This is a genomic window from Levilactobacillus paucivorans (assembly GCF_001437125.1).
Taxonomy (GTDB): Bacteria; Bacillota; Bacilli; order Lactobacillales; family Lactobacillaceae; genus Levilactobacillus; species Levilactobacillus paucivorans.
Genome location: NZ_JQCA01000157.1, coordinates 1 through 20,334, shown reverse-complemented (window position 1 = coordinate 20,334; position 20,334 = coordinate 1). Strand labels below are relative to the sequence as shown.

General features: G+C 51.7%; 20 protein-coding genes. 18 read left to right on the top strand and 2 right to left on the bottom strand.

The window, feature by feature from the left end; genetic code table 11:
• Positions 1-11 precede the first annotated feature (11 nt).
• The 17 genes from plsX to rplS all read left to right on the top strand — a co-directional run bounded on the left by plsX (position 12) and on the right by rplS (position 18,382).
• Positions 12-1,046, top strand: coding sequence for a phosphate acyltransferase PlsX (gene plsX / locus IV54_RS10040; RefSeq protein ID WP_057879197.1), 1,035 nt, complete (start codon positions 12-14; stop codon positions 1,044-1,046).
• A gap of 78 nt (positions 1,047-1,124) precedes the next feature.
• Positions 1,125-1,376, top strand: coding sequence for an acyl carrier protein (acpP, locus tag IV54_RS10035; RefSeq protein WP_057879196.1), 252 nt, complete (start codon positions 1,125-1,127; stop codon positions 1,374-1,376).
• Positions 1,377-1,481: 105 nt separating this feature from the next.
• On the top strand, positions 1,482-2,177 hold the full coding sequence (gene rnc / locus IV54_RS10030; RefSeq protein ID WP_057879195.1) for a ribonuclease III: 696 nt from the start codon (positions 1,482-1,484) through the stop codon (positions 2,175-2,177).
• A gap of 12 nt (positions 2,178-2,189) precedes the next feature.
• Positions 2,190-5,744: a chromosome segregation protein SMC gene (smc, locus tag IV54_RS10025; protein ID WP_057879194.1), complete on the top strand. Its 3,555-nt coding sequence runs from the start codon at positions 2,190-2,192 to the stop codon at positions 5,742-5,744.
• Positions 5,744-7,258 (top strand): signal recognition particle-docking protein FtsY, encoded by a 1,515-nt coding sequence (gene ftsY, locus IV54_RS10020; RefSeq protein WP_057879193.1) that lies wholly within the window; start codon positions 5,744-5,746, stop codon positions 7,256-7,258. Before smc ends, ftsY begins: the two co-directional genes overlap by 1 nt.
• 472 nt (positions 7,259-7,730) lie before the next feature.
• Positions 7,731-8,072: a putative DNA-binding protein gene (locus IV54_RS10010; protein ID WP_057879191.1), complete on the top strand. Its 342-nt coding sequence runs from the start codon at positions 7,731-7,733 to the stop codon at positions 8,070-8,072.
• 19 nt (positions 8,073-8,091) lie between these two features.
• Positions 8,092-9,549 carry a signal recognition particle protein gene (ffh, locus tag IV54_RS10005; RefSeq protein ID WP_057879190.1) on the top strand — a complete coding sequence of 486 codons (1,458 nt, stop codon included), beginning with the start codon at positions 8,092-8,094 and terminating at the stop codon, positions 9,547-9,549.
• Positions 9,550-9,660: 111 nt separating this feature from the next.
• The gene (locus IV54_RS10000; protein ID WP_157054401.1) at positions 9,661-9,963 is read left to right on the top strand and encodes a hypothetical protein; all 303 of its coding nucleotides are present in this window, start codon (positions 9,661-9,663) and stop codon (positions 9,961-9,963) included.
• Positions 9,964-10,307: 344 nt separating this feature from the next.
• Positions 10,308-12,956, top strand: coding sequence for a cation-translocating P-type ATPase (locus tag IV54_RS09995; RefSeq protein WP_057879188.1), 2,649 nt, complete (start codon positions 10,308-10,310; stop codon positions 12,954-12,956).
• Positions 12,957-13,076: 120 nt separating this feature from the next.
• Positions 13,077-14,258 carry an ATP-binding protein gene (locus tag IV54_RS09990; RefSeq protein WP_057879187.1) on the top strand — a complete coding sequence of 394 codons (1,182 nt, stop codon included), beginning with the start codon at positions 13,077-13,079 and terminating at the stop codon, positions 14,256-14,258.
• Positions 14,259-14,261: 3 nt separating this feature from the next.
• Entirely contained in the window at positions 14,262-15,614 is a 1,353-nt protein-coding gene (locus IV54_RS09985; protein ID WP_057879186.1) for a vWA domain-containing protein, read from the top strand.
• Complete coding sequence (locus IV54_RS09980; RefSeq protein WP_057879185.1) at positions 15,611-15,907, top strand: hypothetical protein; 297 nt, start codon at positions 15,611-15,613, stop codon at positions 15,905-15,907. The genes IV54_RS09985 and IV54_RS09980 overlap by 4 nt, the downstream gene beginning before the upstream one ends.
• Positions 15,908-15,994: 87 nt before the next feature.
• Complete coding sequence (rpsP, locus tag IV54_RS09975; RefSeq protein WP_057879184.1) at positions 15,995-16,270, top strand: 30S ribosomal protein S16; 276 nt, start codon at positions 15,995-15,997, stop codon at positions 16,268-16,270.
• A gap of 9 nt (positions 16,271-16,279) precedes the next feature.
• Entirely contained in the window at positions 16,280-16,540 is a 261-nt protein-coding gene (locus IV54_RS09970; protein WP_057879183.1) for a KH domain-containing protein, read from the top strand.
• 84 nt (positions 16,541-16,624) lie between these two features.
• Positions 16,625-17,143 (top strand): ribosome maturation factor RimM, encoded by a 519-nt coding sequence (gene rimM / locus IV54_RS09965; protein WP_057879182.1) that lies wholly within the window; start codon positions 16,625-16,627, stop codon positions 17,141-17,143.
• Positions 17,143-17,913: a tRNA (guanosine(37)-N1)-methyltransferase TrmD gene (gene trmD / locus IV54_RS09960; protein WP_057879181.1), complete on the top strand. Its 771-nt coding sequence runs from the start codon at positions 17,143-17,145 to the stop codon at positions 17,911-17,913. The genes rimM and trmD overlap by 1 nt, the downstream gene beginning before the upstream one ends.
• A 112-nt stretch (positions 17,914-18,025) precedes the next feature.
• A complete protein-coding gene (gene rplS / locus IV54_RS09955; RefSeq protein WP_057879180.1) occupies positions 18,026-18,382 on the top strand; it encodes a 50S ribosomal protein L19 in 357 nt (118 codons plus the stop codon).
• Between the two features lie 56 nt (positions 18,383-18,438).
• On the opposite strand, the gene IV54_RS09950 is transcribed toward rplS, so the two are convergent.
• A complete protein-coding gene (locus IV54_RS09950; RefSeq protein WP_057879179.1) occupies positions 18,439-18,690 on the bottom strand; it encodes a kinase to dihydroxyacetone kinase in 252 nt (83 codons plus the stop codon).
• A 102-nt stretch (positions 18,691-18,792) separates the two neighbouring features.
• Here IV54_RS09950 and IV54_RS09945 point away from each other — a divergent pair, with 102 nt between their 5' ends.
• Positions 18,793-19,410 (top strand): TetR/AcrR family transcriptional regulator, encoded by a 618-nt coding sequence (locus IV54_RS09945; protein ID WP_057879178.1) that lies wholly within the window; start codon positions 18,793-18,795, stop codon positions 19,408-19,410.
• Between the two features lie 126 nt (positions 19,411-19,536).
• Here IV54_RS09945 and IV54_RS09940 read toward each other — a convergent pair whose 3' ends face one another.
• Positions 19,537-20,265: a hypothetical protein gene (locus IV54_RS09940; RefSeq protein ID WP_057879177.1), complete on the bottom strand. Its 729-nt coding sequence runs from the start codon at positions 20,263-20,265 to the stop codon at positions 19,537-19,539.
• Positions 20,266-20,334 lie beyond the last annotated feature (69 nt).

Sequence of the window (20,334 nt, the reverse complement as noted above, 5' to 3'; positions counted from 1 at the left end):
GGAGACGAATCATGAAAATTGCCGTTGACACAATGGGAGGCGACTACGCTCCCGCCGAGATTATTAAGGGGATTGAACAGGCACGTGATGCCTATCCAGACATTGAATTTTTAGTGTTTGGTCAGGAGGACAAGGTTAAGCCATTGATCCAAAATGACACGCGGATTACCCTGGTTCCTGCCAGCGAAGTCATTACGATGGAGGACGAACCTGTTCGTGCCATTCGTCGTAAGAAACAGTCGAGCATCGTGCTCGCTGCGACGGCGGTCAAGGAGGGTCAAGCAGACGCCTTCTTCTCCGCCGGAAATTCCGGTGCCGTTTTGGCTGCCGGCCTGCTGATTGTTGGCCGGATCAAGGGGATTGACCGTCCGGGTTTGACGACGACCTTACCTGTCTTACGCAAGCCCGATCAGTCGAGCTTTGTGATGTTAGATGTCGGGGCCAACGCTGACACCAAGCCATTTAACGTCGTGCAGTATGCGGTCATGGGGCAGTACTACGCCCAGTCCGTGATGCACGTCGATCAGCCGCGGGTCGGTCTCCTGAACAACGGAACCGAAGCCGATAAGGGTGATAAGGCGCATCAGGCGATCTACCAAGCACTGAGTGGAATTGACGGCCTGAACTTTATTGGTAACGTGGAATCACGGGAACTTCTGAATGGGGCGGCCGATGTGGTCGTGACCGATGGGTTTACCGGGAATGCCACCCTTAAGGCCATTGAAGGCACGGCGCTGTCGATGCTCAAGCTGATCAAGGGTGAAATCATGAGTGGTGGTCTTGGTGGCAAGATCGGGGCCAGCATGTTGAAACCCGTCTTCAAAAATGTTCAAAGTGCCATGGATTACTCCCAGTATGGAGGAGCTGTATTGCTGGGTTTAAAGGCCCCTGTGGTCAAGACCCATGGATCCAGCAAGGCGCCAACCATTAAGAACACAATCGGCCAGATTCACGAGTTGATCCAAACTCATAGTGCGGAACAGTTGGTCACCTATTTCGACCAGCATACCGATGAAATGGCGGCCTTAAAGGAATCGCTTAAGTAGCCTGTCATTAATTTGCTAGACAAGGCCCGTTAAAACGGTTAGACTACTTATTGAATACTGTGAGCGAGGGAGTAAACTATGACAAGAACAGAAATTTTTGATCAGGTTGCAGATATCATTGCCGACCATTTTGAGGTCGAACGCGATCAGATTAACGAACAGCTAAACTTCAAGCAAGACTTAGACGCAGATTCCATTGATTTTGTGGAATTTGTCCTGGAATTGGAAGACACCTTTGGGTCTGAAATTTCCGATGAGGACGCCGAGAAATTAAATACGATCGGTGAAGTGGTGGATTACATCGTTGCCCATCAAGCAGAACAAAAATAATGATTGAGCGAGTCCGGGCCGCAACTTTTCGTCCCGGGCTTTTTCAATCTCATGCCACTAAAAAGGCATGAGCGGATCTAGTAACAAAGAAATGAGGGGTCACACGTGATTGCGGGATTAAATCAAGAGTTACAGGATAATTTTGGGATTCATTTCAAGGACCAATCCTTATTGGATGAGGCCTTCACACAGGCGTCATACGTCAATGAACACCCTAATCAAGGGTTAAAGTTCTACGAACGAATTGAATTCTTAGGGGATGCCGTGATGCAGCTGGTGGTTTCCAACTACATCTTCCGGCGTTACCCCAAGATGCCTCAAGGTCGGTTGACCCGACTGCGGGCCGCCATGGTTAACGAGCAGAGCTTTGCTAGCTTTGCTCGTGAATGCCACTTCGACCAATATATTCGTTTGGGACGGGGTGAAGAGAAGGCACAGGCCCGGCACCGAGATTCACTGCTGTGTGACATCTTTGAGTCCTTCATTGGGGCACTCTACATGGATCAGGGACTCGACGCCGTTGTGCCCTTTGTGACCACGGTGGTCTTTCCCAAGCTCGACGAGGGCCGGTTCGACGAATTCTTCGATCACAAGACCGAACTTCAAGAATTGGTTCAGAAGAACGGGTCGGTCACCATTGACTACCGTTTGCTGGACGAAAAAGGGCCGGACAATGACCGCGCCTTTAAAGTTGCCGTGTACGTCGACGACAAGCTCCTTGGTGAGGGCCACGGCCATTCCAAGAAGCACGCCGAGCAGAACGCGGCACGCCACGCCTTGGAGAATTTGAAAGAAGAGTAAGGATGACTAACGATGCGGCTAAAGACATTAGAAATTAGCGGGTTCAAGTCCTTTGCGGACAAGACCCGAATTGAATTTTTGCCGGGGATGACCGGCATCGTCGGCCCTAACGGTAGTGGGAAGAGCAACATTTCGGAAGCCGTCCGGTGGGTTTTGGGGGAACAATCTGCCAAGAGTCTGCGGGGAAGTAAGATGCCCGATGTAATCTTTGCGGGGTCTGCTGACCGTCACCCGTTGAATCGAGCGGCGGTGGCGATCACGCTGGATAACAGCGACCACTACCTGAAGAGTGACTATACGGAACTGACCTTGAGTCGGGTCCTGTATCGCTCTGGGGAAAGTGACTATCAAATCAACGGACAGAGTTGTCGTCTCCGGGATATTACGGAACTCCTAATGGATTCTGGCATGGGCCAGGATTCCTTTTCGATCATTTCGCAAGGCCGCGTTGAAGCTATTTTTAACAGCAAGCCGGAGGATCGCCGTACTATCATCGAAGAGGTAGCAGGGGTCTACAAATACCGCAAGCATAAGGAAAAGGCTCAGCGTGAACTCGAAGAGACCATGACGTACCTGCACCGCGTGGAAGACATTATTGCCGAATTAGAGGGCCGCTTGGAGCCGTTGGAACAGCAGAGTAGTCTGGCTCAGGATTACCTCGATCAGCAAAAGAAGTTTGCCCAGTTGGAGAAAACGCAATTGGTGCGTCAACTTCACACGGAACTGGATCAGAAGGGCACCGCAGATGAGGCGGTTAACGCTAAGCAACAACAGGTCGCCGATCACCAAGCCGCCGAGAAGCAACAAACGGCGACGGTTCAAGGCCTCAAACAACGACAGGCCGACCTGTTGCGCGAGAAGGATGAGCTTCAAGCAAAGCTGGTGACGGCCACCCAGAAGGTTGAGCAGTGCCAAGGGCAGGTCAACCTGTCCGGGGAACAGCAACGCCATCAAGCCGAGCAGAAGCAACAGGCGCAAGAACAAGTCGCTCAGCTCAAGCAAACGATTGCGACGACTCAGGATAAATTAACCACGACGCAAGATCGGTTGAAATCCTTAGATGCTGAACTTGTGACGGCTAAGACTGAAATCAAACAGTTAAAGCAAGCCACCGATCCCAAGACGGTGACCGATCTTCGTGATCAATTGGAACAACTCCGGACGACCTACTTCGATCAGAAACAAGCTGTAGCCAATTGGCGTAATGAACGGCAATATATCCAGCAGAATCAGGAACGCCTGCTCCAGAAGGGCCAACGGGTGGCACGTCAACTCACCGATCTCCAAGCAACCGAAAAAGCCGCTCAGGACCAGGTGACAGCCATTCAGCAAGAGGCTACCGCACAGCGGCAACAGCTCGATGCGGCCGAACATGGACTGGATGCCGAGGCTGGAGATTATCAACAGCAACAGCAACAATACCAGCAGTTGCAACACAACTGGCAGGCCGCCCTTGAAGTTTACCAGCGGGCACAGACCAAGGCCACGAGTCAACAGGCGGCCTCGGCTGAGTACGGTGGGTTCTATCAAGGGGTTCGTGCGATCTTGAAGCGGCGTGACCAATTCTCGGGACTCTTAGGGGCCGTTTCTGAGTTACTAGAGGTGCCGGAACGTTACACGGCCGCCGTGGAGTATGCTTTGGGTGGCCAGCTGCAACAAGTTGTGGTTGATTCGGAGCAAACGGCGAAGGCAGCCGTCACTTACCTGCGTCAACAGCGTGCTGGACGGGCCACCTTTCTGCCCCTGACCGCGATTCGCGGCCGGCAGATCGACCATGCCACCCGCCAAACTTTGGCGACGCTCAGTGGCTTTCTGGGAATCGGGAGCGATCTGGTCAAGATCGACTCGCGAGCCCAGGGAATTCTGGGATATCTCTTGGGGACAACTATTTTTGCTGCCAGTCTGGATGCCGCAGTCGCCATTAGCCAGCAGATCCATCACCGTTATCGAGTGGTGAGTCTGGCTGGCGACGTGGTCAGTGCCAGTGGGGCCATTACCGGGGGCCAATCTCGGCAAAACCACAACAGTGTGTTGCGTCAACAACAAGATTTACAACAATTACAAGCGTCGATCACGACGATGAAACAGCAATTAGCCCAACAAGAAAGTAAAATTAAGGCCGCGAGAGAAGCCTTATTGGCTAGCGAACAACGGAGCCAACGTTTTCAGGCTAGTATCACCGACCTGCAACCCAAATGTCGCCAGCTGGATGACCAGTTAGCCGGGGCTAAAACGGCGTTGGAACAGGCTAGTCGTCAGGTTAAGGCGGCTCAGTTGGATATCGACCAGGCGAAGAATGCTGGGGATGATCAGCAGGATGCCCATTTGGCCGAACAGATTCTAACCGGTGAGAAGCAGATTACGGCGACCGAGGAACAGGTTAAGGCGGTGCAGCAACGAATTAAGATGGTCACTGCCGAACAGGCAACGAACCAGACCGCATTGACTGCCAAGCAAACTTGGCGGGCCGGGGCTTTGGAACGCCAACAGCAACAGCAAGCCAGTTGCGAGGCCTTGGCCGATCAGATTGCTGTGGCTCAAGAAAAGATAGCGTCACTTAACGCGGAACAGCAACGTTTAGACCAGCAACAGGCCCTGACCCCGGCCGCGGCGAAGAAACAGTTAGCCCAGGCGCAGGCCGATCGTGACCAGATTGAAGCGCAACTCAAGACCCTGAATGAGACTTTAGCCACGGTTAATGATGATTTGGAAGCAGCTGAAACGGCCAATCAGCGGACCAGTGGCCTCCTACAACTGGCGAATGATGAGTTGCAGAAGGCGCAGGTCCAACAGACACAGCTGGCCGCGCTGATTGATCAGCAACAGAATCAGTTGTCTGAGAAATACCAACTTAGTTTAGCTGCTGCGGAAACTGACGTGAGCGACCTGCCCGATAATGAGTTGGCCGTGCAGCTGAAGCTGTTGAAGCGGGGACTGGATGAGATTGGCCCAGTCAACGTGGGTGCAATTGAAGAGTATCAAGAGGTGCATGAGCGTTACGACTTCTTAACGAAGCAACGTGATGATCTTTTGACGGCTAAGGACCAGCTGACCGCCACCATGGCTGAATTGGACGGTCAGGTCAAGCGGCGTTTCAAGCACAGCTTCGATCAGATTGCCACCAAATTTACCCAGACTTTCCGTCAGATGTTTGGCGGAGGGACGGCAAAATTAGTCCTGACCGAGCCAGATAATCTCCTGACAACGGGAATAGATATCATGGCCCAGCCACCTGGCAAGAAGTTCCAGAACATGGGACTGCTGTCCGGGGGTGAACGTGCCTTAACGGCGATCACGCTATTATTCGCAATTTTACAGGTACAACCCGTGCCATTTTGCATTTTAGATGAGGTGGAGGCGGCGCTGGATCCGGCCAACGTGACCCGGTTCGCCCGCTACATCCATCAGTTCCAGGATCAGACGCAGTTCATCGTGATTACCCACCGGAAGGAAACGATGGTGCAGGCCGATATTCTTTACGGGGTCACGATGCAAGAGTCCGGCGTTTCCAAAATGGTCGCCGTTGATCTGGACCAAGAAACCACTACGGAAAGGAAGCAATCCTAATGGGATTATTTGATATTTTTCGGCGTCGCGCTAAGCAGGAACCCGCTAGTCAAGCGCCTGAATCCACGGCGCCAGCTAGCAGTGAATCCGACGTTGCCCCAGCCAGCGCGGCACCAACCAGTGAAGCCGTTAGCGCGGCATCTAGTGCCGCCACTGAAACGTCTGAGGCCAGCTCAGCGGACAGTGCCGCTCCGGTAGAGGCATCGTCAGAGGCAGAACCCGTTGCCAGCAGTGTCGCTCCCGAAACCGAGAGTAGTACGGCAGTAACGACTGAATCTGCGGCAACCAGTTCCGCGACGGCCGAACCGACTTCAGCGGAACCAGTGGTTGAATCAGAAGCCACCGAGGAACCTGAAGTGGCGATTACGCCAGCTAGTGAGGCAACTTCTGAGTCCGCGGTAGCCCCTGAATCTGAGATTACGTCAGAATCTGAGGCCACTTCGGAATCAGCAAGTACTACTGAACCAGCATCCGTCGCAACTTCGGAGGCAGAACCTGCCGAAGAAGCCGCTCCGGAATCCGCGGCGACCGCTGAACCAGCGACTGAACAGCCAGTTAGCGACGAACAACTCTATGACAAGGGACTGGAGAAGACTCGGCATACCTTTGGAGAACGCCTGAATGCCTTGCTGGCGAACTTCCGTCGCGTTGATGAGAGCTTCTTCGATGACTTGGAAGAGACCTTGATCGGGGCCGATGTCGGCTTTGACATGGCTGTGAAGATCAGCGATGAGCTTCGTGACGAGGTTAAATTACGAAATGCCAAGAAGTCGGCCGACGTGCAGAACGTCGTCGTTGAGAAGCTGGTCGAGATTTACGAGGCCGCTGGCAACAACGAAACCACGTCCATGAACATGGCTCCCGAAGGTCCAACCGTAATCCTCTTTGTCGGGGTTAACGGGGTTGGAAAGACCACGACCATTGGAAAGATGGCTAATCGCTATCACCAGGCCGGCAAGAAGGTCTTGTTGGCCGCAGCCGATACCTTTAGAGCCGGGGCGACCGAACAACTGAACGTCTGGGCCCAACGTGCCGATGTGGATATCGTGAAGGGAAAACCTCAATCGGATCCAGCCGCGGTGGTCTTTGACGCCGTGCAAAAGGCTAAGCGTGAGGATTATGATATCCTATTCGTGGATACCGCCGGTCGTTTGCAGAATAAGGTTAACCTGATGAATGAATTGGAAAAGATGAAGCGGATCATCACGCGTGAAATTCCAGACGCCCCACATGAGGTCTTACTCGTGTTGGATGCGACGACTGGGCAGAACGCGTTGACGCAGGCTAAATTATTCAAGGAATCTACCGCCGTTACCGGAATCGTCCTCACCAAGTTGGACGGGACCGCGCGTGGGGGGATCGTGCTCGCCATTCGCAATGAACTTCACGTGCCCGTGAAATTTATTGGACTGGGTGAACAGATTTCAGATCTGCGGCCATTTGACCCGAACGAGTTTGTTTACGGCTTGTTCAAGGGCTTGATTGACGTTAAGGCATTGGATAAAAAGGCTTAATTGATGAAAACGACCACTCCTGGGAATTGCCGGGGTGGTCGTTTTTAATCGCTGCTTAGATTAATGGGTGTTGTCGGGATTTTGAAAAAACCCAAGGCCAATTTCGGTTAGTGCAAATGCTAGCAATAGCAGACTTGCAATTAGTGACAAGGGGTTATGACTCGCGCGTATCGGCCAAAAGACAAAGAAGACCACCATCCCAGCCCAGAAATGACGGCTGGATAAAAAGTGCTTGTTGAAATATAAGTGCATGAAGTCCATCTCCTCGAGTGGTGATGAGCTCATGATAAAGCCGTTCTGAATTGTAGGTACAGGTGTATGGATTGAAAAGGTCGACCAGCAAACTATCCGATTCACTTAGCATGACAGCTTTATTGTGTGATGATGTTCGTCCAGAGCTTGCCGAAAAAATTGACGAAACGGCTAAAAATCGGTATTCTGGTAGAGTGTGACACGAACTGGAGGACCAAGCATGGAGATTGAAAAAAACTATCGTATTAATTCCTTATTTGCGTTCTACCAGCCGCTGTTGACGGTGAAGCAGAATAACTATATGCAACTCTATTACGGTGATGATTATTCCTTAGGAGAAATTGCCGAGGAGTTCAATGTGAGCCGGCAGGCGGTCTATGACAATTTAAGACGGACCGAAAAAATTCTGGAAGACTACGAGAGTAAGTTACACCTCTACCAGGAATTTACCGCGCGCAACCAGCAGGCCGATGAGATTCAGACCTACGTTGCGCAGAACTACCCGCAGGATGCCAAGTTAAATCGGCTAGTCGCGGGACTTGAAAATCTAGAAGAACAATGAAAGTTAGGTGGCAAAACGAATGGCGTTTGAAGGATTAACTGAACGACTGCAAAACGCAATGCGCAAGCTTCGGGGAAAAGGTAAGGTCTCCGAGAGTGATTTACGAGAAACGATGCGAGAGATTCGGCTCGCTTTACTGGAAGCCGACGTTAACTTTACGGTGGTTAAGGATTTTGTTAAACAGGTCCGCGACAGAGCCATGGGTGCCGACGTTCTCGAGGGGTTAAACCCCGCCCAACAAATCGTTAAGATTGTTGACGAAGAACTGACGAAAACTATGGGGGACGAAGCCGTTCCACTGAACAAGTCCGAGAAGATTCCAACGATCATCATGATGGTTGGGCTTCAAGGGGCCGGGAAAACCACTACGGCCGGCAAGTTAGCCTTAAAACTCAAGAATGAAGAGAACGCCCGGCCATTAATGATTGCCGGAGACGTTTACCGGCCAGCCGCCATCGACCAATTGGTCCAAGTCGCTGCCGGTATTGATGTGCCCGTCTTTGAGTTAGGCACGGACGTGAACCCCGTCGAAATTGTTCGGCAAGGGTTGGCTAAGGCGCAAGAAGATCACAATGACTACGTGATCATCGATACCGCCGGTCGTTTACAGATCGACGAGCAACTCATGAACGAGTTGGCTGAGATCAAGGATCTCGCCCATCCCGACGAAATCCTCCTGACCGTCGATGCCATGACGGGGCAAAATGCCGTGGCCACGGCCGAAGGGTTTAATGACAAGCTCGACGTCACTGGGGTTGTACTCACCAAGTTAGATGGGGATACCCGTGGTGGGGCCGCCCTCTCGATTCGCGCCGTGACTGGCAAGCCAATCAAGTTCATTGGGCAAGGGGAAAAGATGACCGATCTGGACATCTTCCACCCAGACCGCATGGCTTCCCGTATCCTGGGGATGGGGGATATGCTGTCCCTGATCGAAAAGACCCAGAAGGAGTATGATGCCAAGCAGGCCGAGGAGTTAACCACTAAGATTCAGGAGAACTCCTTTGACTTCAATGACTTCTTGGATCAGATTGAACAGATTCAAAAGATGGGGCCGATGGAAGATCTGATGAAGATGATTCCGGGGATGGCGAATAACCCTGCTATGAAGAACGTTCAGATGGATCCCAAAGATATGGCGCATCTGAAGGCCGTTGTCTACTCGATGACGCCGCAAGAGCGGACAAATCCTGACCTGCTGAACCCGTCCCGTCGCCGACGGATTGCCGGTGGTTCTGGTCGGCCGATTCATGAAGTGAACCGGATGATTAAGCAGTTCAACCAAATGAAGAAAATGATGAATCAAATGTCGAAGGGGAACATGTCCGGCATGGAACAACTCATGGGCAACTCAGGAATGGGTGGCGGCATGGGCGGTGGTATCGGTGGCCGGATGCAAAAGATGGCCATGAACCGGATGACCCGGCAAATGAAGAAGAATAAGAAGAAGCGACTGAAGCGTAAGAAGCGGAAGTAAGCTTTGACTGTTCTGAAGGCCTAGAGGTGACAACTTGTTTGTTGGCTCCGGGCCTTTTTTCTAAATTTGGATGGTCACTTTTGGTTAATCTCAGACAGTAAGGAGAGCGTGATGCATATGACGCAGGTGAAGGTTATTAATCCGGCGATAGCGGGTCGTTACCAATTCACAACGGCTACGGGGTCACAGTATGAGATTGTTCTCGATGGTGCCAACAAAACGTTGGTGCGTCGACCCCGGACGCCAGAAGGAAAATTGCGGCGAGACAACCAGCCGATCAAGATTCTCGACCTGGTGAATGTGCAAGTGAGTCAGAGCGCTCAGATCCTCCTAGAACCTTTGGGATCCAGTGACCATACCCTGCGAATCACCAGTCGCGTGGCGGCAATTGATTATCGGCCACTGTCTGAATAACCCGATAGTTTAAGTGAATTACCATCGTAATAATGATTGGACTCAGCTTACCGATACCATTAATATTTTAAAGACTTTTAGGTAGACGCGGCGAAATCATTCCGGTATACTGTTCCTAAAGCAACCATAAGGGAGTAACTAGCAGCGCAACTCTGCGGCAATACCCGTCAGCAAGATTTCTTTGGAATTGACTGTGTGTCGGTCAGTTGCCAATCCGGGATTGCCTTAAATAGTGAGACTTATGTGTGTTCACAAATTTATTTGTGTGCACGCGTGAGCCTCTTTTTTTACTCCCTAAACGGGATGAAGATGGGCTGACGAGCACACCTCAGGAGGAATTGGCAATGGCCAAAATACCGTTATATCAAGAATCGAAAGATGCCCTGTATCAGCGACTTCAGACGAATGATCAGGGGCTGAGTCGTGCGACTGCCAGTGAACGACTCGCCGCCAACGGGCACAACGTCCTGAATCAACAGAAGACCTCGTCACTGTTACAGAAGTTTATCGCTCAGTTCAAGGATTTCATGATTATCGTCCTTATGGTGGCGGCCCTGATTGCGGGGCTGACCGGAGAAGTCGTGGATGCCGTAATTATCCTGATCGTGGTGGTGTTAAATGCCATCTTCGGCGTCTTCCAGGAGGCGAAAGCTGAGGAAGCCATCAATGCCTTAAAAGAAATGTCGGCCCCCAATGCCACGATTCGGCGCGACGGTCAGGTCATGACCGTTAAGAGTGACGAGTTGGTGGTTGGAGACATCGTGTTGCTGGAAGCCGGGGACATCATCCCCGCCGACCTGCGACTGCTTGATGTGGCTTCGTTGAAGGTGGAGGAATCTGCGCTGACTGGGGAGTCGGTTCCCGTCGAAAAGGCCGCGGCCGTCTTAACTGGGGACGACTTGCCGATTGGTGATCGTCACAACATGGCATTTATGAATTCCAACGTGACCTATGGCCGCGCAACTGGGGTGGTTGTGGCCACGGGGATGCAGACGGAAGTGGGTCGGATCGCCGGCATGATTGAGGCCGCCGATGAGACCACGACGCCCCTCCAGGCCAACTTGACCCAGTTGGGTAAGTCCTTAACCATTTTAATCCTCGTGATCGCCGCCATTGTCTTTGGGATGGGCATGTGGCGTCAAGCGGAGAGTCTGATTGACATGCTATTGACGGCAATTTCTTTGGCCGTCGCCGCAATTCCAGAAGGGCTACCGGCCATCGTGACGATCACCTTGGCCTTAGGGACCCAGCGGATGGCCAAGCGTCATGCGATTGTCCGGAAGTTACCGGCGGTCGAGACGCTGGGCAGTACCGATATCATTGCCTCGGATAAGACCGGGACGCTGACGCAAAACAAGATGACGGTCGAAAAGGTTTACGAAGACTTACACCTCGTCGATGCCCACACGGTTGACTTTGATCGCGAGGACCGCTTGGCCCAGGTCATGATTCTCAGCAACGACACCAAGGTTACGGCCGATGGTTTGGCTGGTGACCCGACCGAAACGGCATTAGTCCAGTATCAGATGGATCAAAACTACCCAGTGAGTCAGGTATTGAATGCCATGCCGCGAGTGGCTGAAATTCCCTTCGATTCTGAACGTAAATTGATGTCGACAGTGCATCCCTTGGCGGATGGTCGGTTCCTGATCGCCGTGAAGGGCGCGCCAGATGAACTACTGAAACGCGTGACGCGTTTGGCTCAAAATGGCGAGGTGTCTGCCCTGACCGACGCCAACCGGCAACAAATCTTAGCGACCAACCACGACATGGCTACTCAGGCGCTTCGTGTCTTGGCCTTTGCCTATCGGATTGTCGACCAGGTGCCAATAGATCTGACTAGCGAAAACGTGGAAAATGACTTGATTCTCGCTGGAATGGTGGGGATGATTGACCCCGAACGGCCAGAGGTGGCCCAGGCCGTGGCGGATGCCAAGGCGGCGGGAATTCGCCCGATGATGATCACCGGGGATCACCGCGACACGGCGGCCGCCATTGCCGTTCGACTGGGGATCATTGACGCCGGCGAGACCGACGCGGTGATTACCGGTGCCGAACTCGATGCGATGGACGATGCTACCTTTGCTAAGAAGGTCAGTGACTACGCGGTCTACGCCCGAGTCGCCCCCGAGCACAAGGTTCGTATTGTGAAGGCTTGGCAGAAACGCGGTAAGGTCGTGGCCATGACTGGTGATGGGGTCAACGACGCTCCAGCGTTGAAGGCCGCTGATATCGGGATTGGGATGGGAATTACCGGGACCGAGGTTTCTAAAGGGGCCAGTGACATGGTCCTCGCCGACGATAATTTTTCCACCATTGTGGTTGCGGTCGAAGAGGGACGGAAGGTCTTCGCTAACATTCAGAAGGCCATTCAGTACCTGTTATCCGCCAACCTGGGGGAAGTCTTGACGCTCTTCATGATGACCATGTTGGGTTGGCAAATCTTAGCACCGGTCCACATTCTCTGGATTAATCTGGTGACCGATACGTTGCCAGCGATTGCCTTGGGAATTGAACCGATGGAAAAGAACATCATGAAGCAGAAACCTCGCGGTCGGAAGTCGAACTTCTTCTCCGGTGGTGTGCTGGGTGGGATCCTCTATCAGGGATTACTTGAAGGTGGGATCACGCTGTTCGTTTACTGGCTGGCGATTACCTACCCGGTTCACCAAGCTACCCAGATGGCCCACGCCGATGCCTTAACCATGGCCTTTGCGACGCTAGGGTTGATTCAACTGTTCCATGCTTTTAACTCCAAGTCGATTCACGGGTCCATCTTCTCAGTTGGTTTGTTCAAGAACAAATTCTTCAACTGGGCGATCCTGATTGCCTTCGCGTTACTGGCCATGACTATCCTGGTTCCGGGACTTAACGGCATGTTCCACGTGGCTCACCTGGATCTCTTCCAGTGGGCAATCGTGTTGGCCGCCTCGTTCATGATGGTCGTGATTGTGGAAATTGTTAAATTCTTCCAGCGTCGCGTGGTAAAATAAGACGACGCGTGACAACTAATCATAAATTAAAAAGAGGTTGCGCGTGGCTGGCCGTTCCGAATTTGGAATGGCAGTGCTTCGGCGCAACCTCTTTTACATAATAGAAATGGAGTGAGTCGCTTGGCCTTAACTTATGAAGCCTGTTTACAAGCCGTCAACGTGGTCATTGCCAGTGGCAGTGTGCCGACGATTGTGGGGGAAGCCGGTATCGGGAAATCCGCTCTGGTCGCCGACTTGGCCCAGCAACGCGATGCCAAGCTCTTCACCACCGTAGTTAGCCTGGTGGAAAAAGGGGATCTGGTGATTCCGGTGCCGCCACTGACTAGCGATTCCTTCGTTCAGACGGCGGATTATGGGTCACTGGCGGACGTTCAGTTTGGCTATTCACATACGTTAGTGGCGATGATTCGCTATGCTCAGGAACATCCTGAGCAAGAGATTATTTGGTTTCTCGACGAGTTCAACCGGGGAACACAGGCGGTGCAGAGTGAACTCATGAACTTAGTCTTACAGCGGCAGATTAATACACTGAAGTTGCCACAACAGGTTCACCTGGTACTGGCCGAGAATCCAGATGCCACCATGGCAGGATTTGAACAGAGTCACTATGGCGTAACACCCGGGGATGCAGCGATTGCTGACCGAACGACGCGGTTGATTTTAACGGCCGATAGTGACAGTTGGTTGGCATGGGCGACAACTGAAATTGCCGGTAGTCCACGGCTCACACCACTGGTTACGGACTACGTGGCCGAGAACCCCGCTGACTTGCACCTGGTGGCGAGTGGGGCGGCCATGGCCGATGATGACTTGCAACCGACGCCGCGGGCCTGGGAACGGGTCTCAGACGCCTTACGTGAGTTGGACCATCAGCATCTGATGGGGCAAACCGCCATTCTGACCGCCATATTACAAGGAAATTTGGGAACGACGGTTGGGACCACCTTTGCTAGTTACGTGCAAAAGCGACGGCCAGGTTTAACGGTGGAAGAAGCCTATACAACTGACGAGGCGCCGACGATTTTTGCCAAACTGACGCCAGCCCAGCAGCAACAGATTCTACGCCATTGTCTAGATGACCTGGCGGCTTGGCCCTTGACGCAAGATATCAATGCTCACCGTTTCGCAACATTGCTCGAACTTTGTCCAGCCGATGCCCAGTACGCGATAGCTCGGGATATGGCGGCTGTTGACGATCTCTTTGAGGGATTAGCCGATCAGACGGCAACTGAACCTGGTGTGGCCAAACTCTACCAGACGTTGACGACAATTGGTCAACGTGGGAGTCAGATTGAGGTGTAGCGCATGACGAGTCTAACGCATGTTTTAAAACAATTAGCAACAGTGACCGCGAGTGACCAGGATCGGGCAACCAGACAGCTCTACCGTGAGGCCGTGATGGTACTGCTACGCGATGATCCCTTTTATGGCCGGGTGTTGAGTCAACTCACGGTGCAAGTGGGAACTGAGCGCGCCCCGTTGGCCTTGTTGCCCACGGAGCGGGAGTGGCAACTTCAGGTCAATCCAACCGTACTCGTTAAACGTGATTGGACCGGGGCAGAGTGGCTGGCGATGTTACGGCACACGGTGCTTCATCTGTTGTGGCAGCATCCCGATCGCTATGCCACGGCGCTTAGAACGCCGGCCCAAGCGGGATTAGCGCGGTGGGCGACCGATGCCGCCGTTAACGACTATTTGACGGATTTACCGGCAGGGGCGATCACCAGCCGTGACTTGGAGCACTTGTTAGGGCAACCCGTGGCGGCTCGGCAGGACTCGGCCGTGTATTTTAAACAACTCAGAGCGTGGCAGGCCCAACAGGCGCTGGCAGATCATACCCATGGAACCGGGGGCCCACAACAGACTGGCGACCGGGTGACTCGTGAGGCGACGGCCGATCCGACAACGGCCACAGTCTTGGATGGTCATGATGCTTGGCGGTCGGGATCGGTGACGACCCAGGCCGTCAGGGAACAGTGGCGCCAACAAGTTCTGACCCAAACGGCTGAGAGTCTGACTGCGAAGCAACGTGGGACCTTACCTGGGGCCATTCAGGCGGCGTTGAAGCCGATTGTGGTTAATCACCCGTTAGATTGGCGAACCTTGCTTAAACGCGGCCTAGGACAGGTTCCTGCGGGTCGCCAGGCAGCTTACGGTCGGTTCAATCGCCGCCAACCCGCCCGCATGGAATTACCGGGTCAAATTGTGGCAACCTGGCAACGGTTGTCGGTCTTTGTCGATGAGTCGGGTTCAATGGGTGATCAGGAAGTTGCGTACCTCTTGGGCCAATTGGCGGCGTTATTGGCCGTTTATCCGGCTCAGGTGACTGTTTATCCCTTCGATGCTAGCGTTCATCTCGATCAGCGTTTCACGTTGGAGAAACGTCCTCAGCGCCTCGTACGCACGGGTGGCGGGGGAACAGTCTTTCAAGCCGTGCTGGATAGTTTGCCACGCCTACTGACAACGACCAGTGGACAGCTGGTCCTGATTCTCACTGATGGCTATGGCGAACAACGCTTACGGCCGACATTACCAGTGCCCATCATCTGGCTACTCACGAGTCCCGCGGACCAATTTTCCGTTAAAGATCCACCAGGAACGGTGATTAGCCTGAGCACGGACCCACAGTGGCAAGCCTTAAGGAGGTCTCAGTCATGACAACCCAGTTATCGGGTAAGGAATTACGTGCCTTAATTAATCAAACGGCGTGGTTTAAGAATGCCCGGGCGATCCTCGCCGATGAGTGGGGCGCTCGGGCACCAGAAAACCCACTCTTTCAGGCACCGGTTACGGTAGCCGACTTACAATTTGCCCGCGACCTGAGTCATGCCGGGCTTTTCAAGAGTCGACTGGACTTTAATAACTATGGTGCTGTGCAACGCTGGATTGCGACGAATCGGTCCTATTTGACCCCGGACGATCGGGCCTGGTTACAACGCCCATTTGAATAAATTGCAGGTGTAAAGAAAAAACCCTTTACATCACATTGAGAAACTGGTATATTATTACACGTTGAAAGAAATACAGGAGGTGTCTACATGTCAGTAAAGATTCGTTTAAAGCGGATGGGTTCAAAGAAGCGCCCATTCTACCGAATTGTGGTTGCCGATTCACGGAGCCCTCGTGATGGTCGTTTCATCGAACAAGTTGGTACTTACAATCCAGTTACCCAACCTGCCCAAATCACGTTAGAAGAAGAATCTATCATGAACTGGTTGAACAATGGTGCTCAACCTTCAGATACGGTTAAGAACTTGCTTTCTAACGCCGGGATCATGAAGCAATACCACGAAGCTAAATACACTAAAAAGTAGTGATTAGCCATGACCGATTTTAAGGCATTAATTCTAGCAATTGTTAGCCCACTCGTGGAACATCCCGAAGCTCTGGTGGTTACACCTCAGGAGACGGAGCGTTTCTACGAATATCGGTTAACCGTGCATCCGGACGATATCGGCCGGGTGATCGGTAAACAAGGCCGCGTGGCGCAGGCGATTCGTACGATCGTCTATAGCGTTCGCGTTCAAGGCAATAAACGGGTTCGACTCATCATTGATGACCGCCCGACAAAGACTCTCGAGTGAGGCGGTAACGTTTCCTCGAGTTTTTTTGTTCTCATAAATAAGTAAATAATTCAAAATAATTTAAAACGAATGGAGGCGGGTCAGATGACCTACTATACGATTGGGACAATTGTGAATACCCACGGCATTAAGGGTGAAGTTCGGGTGATTGCTACCACGGATTTCCCCGAGAAACGGTTTGTGGTGGGGCACAAGGTCTACGCTTTTCGCAAGGACCAACCAACGCCAGAGGTTTTTGAGATTGCCTCCGTGCGGCAACACAAGAACTTTATTCTGCTGAGCTTTAAGGGTAAGCCATCCATTAATGACGTGGAATATCTCAAGCAGAGTACCTTAAAGATTGCGGCGGACCAGTTGGAAGACGACGATCTGAAGCCCGGCGAGTACTACTACCACCAAATCATCGGGTTGGATGCCGTCACAGAGGATGGCGAGAAGTTGGGGACCATCAAGGATATCATGCAGACCGGAGCCAATGACGTTTGGGTCGTGGCTCGTCCCGACAAGCCGGACCTGCTGTTACCGAAGATTAAACAGGTGATCAAGGGTGTCGACCTCGATCAGCACCAGGTTACGGTGGAATTAATGGAGGGACTCGAGTAATGCGGATCGATGTACTAAGTTTATTTCCAGATATGTTTACGGGTCCCATGCATGATTCAATCGTCGGTAAGGCCATTGAGAATGGTCATCTGACCATGCCCGTCACTAACTTTCGGGACTACTCGACCAACAAACACGGCAACGTCGATGACTACCCATTTGGTGGTGGGGCGGGGATGCTGTTGCAGCCCCAACCAATCTTCGATGCCGTGGCCGCTACCGAGAAACAAGCTGCTGAAGAAGGTCTCGGCAAGGGTCGCGTGATCCTGATGGATCCAGCTGGTGTGACGTTCAATCAGCACGTGGCCGAAGAATTTGCCCATGAGGACCACTTAACCTTCCTGTGTGGCCATTACGAGGGCTATGACGAGCGGATTCGCAGTCTGGTTACCGATGAGGTCTCCCTGGGAGACTTCGTCCTGACCGGGGGCGAGCTCGCCGCCATGGTCATGATCGATGCCACGGTGCGCCTGTTACCAGGGGTGCTCGGCAATGCCGAATCGGCACCGGGCGACTCCTTCTCCTCAGGCCTGCTGGAATACCCGCAATACACGCGGCCAGCCGACTTCCGGGGGATGCCGGTACCAGATGTCTTGATTAGCGGCAATCACGGTAAGATCGACGAATGGCGCCAGAAAGAGGCCCTGCGTCGGACCTATCTCAGACGGCCCGACCTCATCGACCATAGCCAGTTGACCAAGGAACAGAAGCATCTGTTGGCCGACGTGCGGATCGAGGAAGAGGAACGCCGTAACGAGTCAAGAAAATAACCTTTACAGGCATTTTCGATTATGGTACACTTACTTTTGGCTGTTTAGCCACAGAAACAACATTCCGCTGTCGAGACTGAGAATGAATGTTGGCGAAAGGAAAGAATAAAATATGCGCCAAAATACTTTAATTGCAAAGATCAACAACGAACAATTGCGGGACGATGTTCCTAACTTCCGTGCCGGAGACACTGTTCGGGTTCACGCCCGGATCGTCGAAGGTACCCGCGAACGTATCCAATTGTTCGAAGGTGTCGTAATCAAGCGTAAGGGTGCCGGTATCCAAGCTACCTACACTGTACGTAAGATCAGTAACGGTGTTGGGGTTGAACGGATCTTCCCACTTCACTCACCACGTGTTGCTCAAATCGATGTTATCCGTCAAGGTCGGGTACGTCGTGCTAAGCTCTACTACTTACGTGACCGTAATGGTAAGGCTGCTCGGATTACCGAACGCCGTCGCAAGTAGTTTCAGCAAAAAACACCAATCGTTTAGGCGATTGGTGTTTTTTATTTGGCCTGTTTTTAACCCTTGAGCCCCCGCGATTGCCGGTCCATATCTTCAACGACGATGTCGAAGATTTCTCCTAAGGAGGCACAATACTCTAAGATCTCCCAGGGGGCGTTGGTGTGGAAATGAATTTTTATGAGCGTCTCATCGCCAACGGCAATTAAACTGTCGCCATCAAAGTTTTTTCGGAAGTATGCATTAATTTTATTCTCATCGAGCGTTTTACCCTCAATTAAACATTGTGTGTCATATCGATATTTTGTCATCGTAGCATCTCCTAAGTTTAGTTCGTCTTTTACAGTACACTGTACTGGATGAAACGTCAAATATATTTTTGTATGCTATACTTCAATTTGAGAGGTGTAAGTATGTCGAAGGATACACAGGAAACAGTTATTGAAACAGCTATCGGACTTTTCAATAAAAAGGGCTATGATGCGGTTTCTTTAAGGGATATTGCCAAAGAGGCCGGCACCACGATTGGTAATCTAACGTATCATTTTCACCATAAAGCAGATTTACTAGCTACTATCCAGCAGCAAATTGAACTGGATTTTGTTGAATTTGCGGATAATTCCTCAAAGACAGGCGAGGCGGCGCTGAACGAACTGGTTAAAATCTTTAAAAAGTCAACCGAATTGAAGCAACGAAATAAATTCTTTTTTATGGACTTTGATGCCATTGTGAATGATAATCCAACGCTCAGGGTGTCGATACAATTATTTCGTAAACGTTTATATGCGGCCTATCAACAATGCTTTACTAGGATGGTCAAGTTTGATGTTTTTCGTCGGGATATTACGACGTCACAGTATGATAATTTAATCATGGTTCTTTTGACAATGGATTATGCTTGGGAGTTAAGGCGCGGGCCAAAGAACACCTTTGATTTTCCAGTTGATTCAGCCCAAATGAATCTTAACCTGATCTATCCGTATCTAACGGAGAATGGCAGACAAATTTATCGAGGAATTGTTCAAAGTTAGCAGGTGCTGACGTTGAACGCGCCATTATTTTTCCAGATTTGGGATACTGGCAATAAAAAATGGCATGACTCCGAATAAATATCGGAATCATGCCATTTTAAAAATCCAAAAATTGCAGAAACTAACTTATGACGCCGTACGCGTCTTACGGCGACCAGTCCCATATGACCAAACGGTCCCATAAGCCTTGTCAAACAGCCAGCCTAGCAACAGGGTGACTACCAAGACACTGATAAAGTAGAGTACGGGCTGACTAGCCAGTCCTGTTCGCTTTAAGAGCATCATGGGAATTCGTTGGAGGATATAAATGGAGAACATGCCAGGCCCCCCAATGTAGGCCAGCACTGGATTATGAATCCGAAAGCGCATGGCTAACCAGACAAAGCAAAAGGCAAACATGATACCCGCAACTTGATAGCTGGCGAGGCGAATCAAGCCAGACGTCTTGGCACAGAGCAGATAGCTGGCAGCAAAGATGATGAGTGCGCCTAAGCCGACGGTCAGATAGCGGAACCAGTTGCGACAAACGGCCCGTTCAATCGCCGTTTTATAGTGGGCATAGAGCATCCCTGCAACGTAACAGAAGACCGTGTTGGCATAATACTCTGGGAGTAACCAGCCGGCAATTAACATGTAGGCGCCGCTACCGATAATGATAAAGGCAATGGCGCGGCGGTTATTGGTGGGGAAGAGTTCCCATGCCAGGTAGGTGAGCAGGTAGAGAAATAAGATGATAAAGATGTACCAGGCACTATTTCCAATTGTGGCGAGTCCCAAGTAACTCAGTAGCACGTGCGGTAGGGTCATCGGACGTTGTGCCAGCAGGCCGATGATTAGGTAAATGGTTACAGCCACCGCAAATTTTAGCCCTTGAATTTACACTTTAAGTGCAACACTAATTAAATAAAGAATGGCCCATGGCCA

What these genes read in the sequence shown, in the direction of transcription:
- plsX (WP_057879197.1), top strand. Translation starts at nt 12, where the DNA reads ATGAAAATTGCCGTTGACACAATGGGAGGCGACTACGCTCCCGCCGAG.
- acpP (WP_057879196.1), top strand. Translation starts at nt 1,125, where the DNA reads ATGACAAGAACAGAAATTTTTGATCAGGTTGCAGATATCATTGCCGAC.
- smc (WP_057879194.1), top strand. Translation starts at nt 2,190, where the DNA reads ATGCGGCTAAAGACATTAGAAATTAGCGGGTTCAAGTCCTTTGCGGAC.
- ftsY (WP_057879193.1), top strand. Translation starts at nt 5,744, where the DNA reads ATGGGATTATTTGATATTTTTCGGCGTCGCGCTAAGCAGGAACCCGCT.
- IV54_RS10010 (WP_057879191.1), top strand. Translation starts at nt 7,731, where the DNA reads ATGGAGATTGAAAAAAACTATCGTATTAATTCCTTATTTGCGTTCTAC.
- ffh (WP_057879190.1), top strand. Translation starts at nt 8,092, where the DNA reads ATGGCGTTTGAAGGATTAACTGAACGACTGCAAAACGCAATGCGCAAG.
- IV54_RS10000 (WP_157054401.1), top strand. Translation starts at nt 9,661, where the DNA reads ATGCATATGACGCAGGTGAAGGTTATTAATCCGGCGATAGCGGGTCGT.
- IV54_RS09995 (WP_057879188.1), top strand. Translation starts at nt 10,308, where the DNA reads ATGGCCAAAATACCGTTATATCAAGAATCGAAAGATGCCCTGTATCAG.
- IV54_RS09985 (WP_057879186.1), top strand. Translation starts at nt 14,262, where the DNA reads ATGACGAGTCTAACGCATGTTTTAAAACAATTAGCAACAGTGACCGCG.
- IV54_RS09980 (WP_057879185.1), top strand. Translation starts at nt 15,611, where the DNA reads ATGACAACCCAGTTATCGGGTAAGGAATTACGTGCCTTAATTAATCAA.
- rpsP (WP_057879184.1), top strand. Translation starts at nt 15,995, where the DNA reads ATGTCAGTAAAGATTCGTTTAAAGCGGATGGGTTCAAAGAAGCGCCCA.
- IV54_RS09970 (WP_057879183.1), top strand. Translation starts at nt 16,280, where the DNA reads ATGACCGATTTTAAGGCATTAATTCTAGCAATTGTTAGCCCACTCGTG.
- rimM (WP_057879182.1), top strand. Translation starts at nt 16,625, where the DNA reads ATGACCTACTATACGATTGGGACAATTGTGAATACCCACGGCATTAAG.
- trmD (WP_057879181.1), top strand. Translation starts at nt 17,143, where the DNA reads ATGCGGATCGATGTACTAAGTTTATTTCCAGATATGTTTACGGGTCCC.
- rplS (WP_057879180.1), top strand. Translation starts at nt 18,026, where the DNA reads ATGCGCCAAAATACTTTAATTGCAAAGATCAACAACGAACAATTGCGG.
- IV54_RS09950 (WP_057879179.1), bottom strand. Translation starts at nt 18,690, where the DNA reads ATGACAAAATATCGATATGACACACAATGTTTAATTGAGGGTAAAACG.
- IV54_RS09945 (WP_057879178.1), top strand. Translation starts at nt 18,793, where the DNA reads ATGTCGAAGGATACACAGGAAACAGTTATTGAAACAGCTATCGGACTT.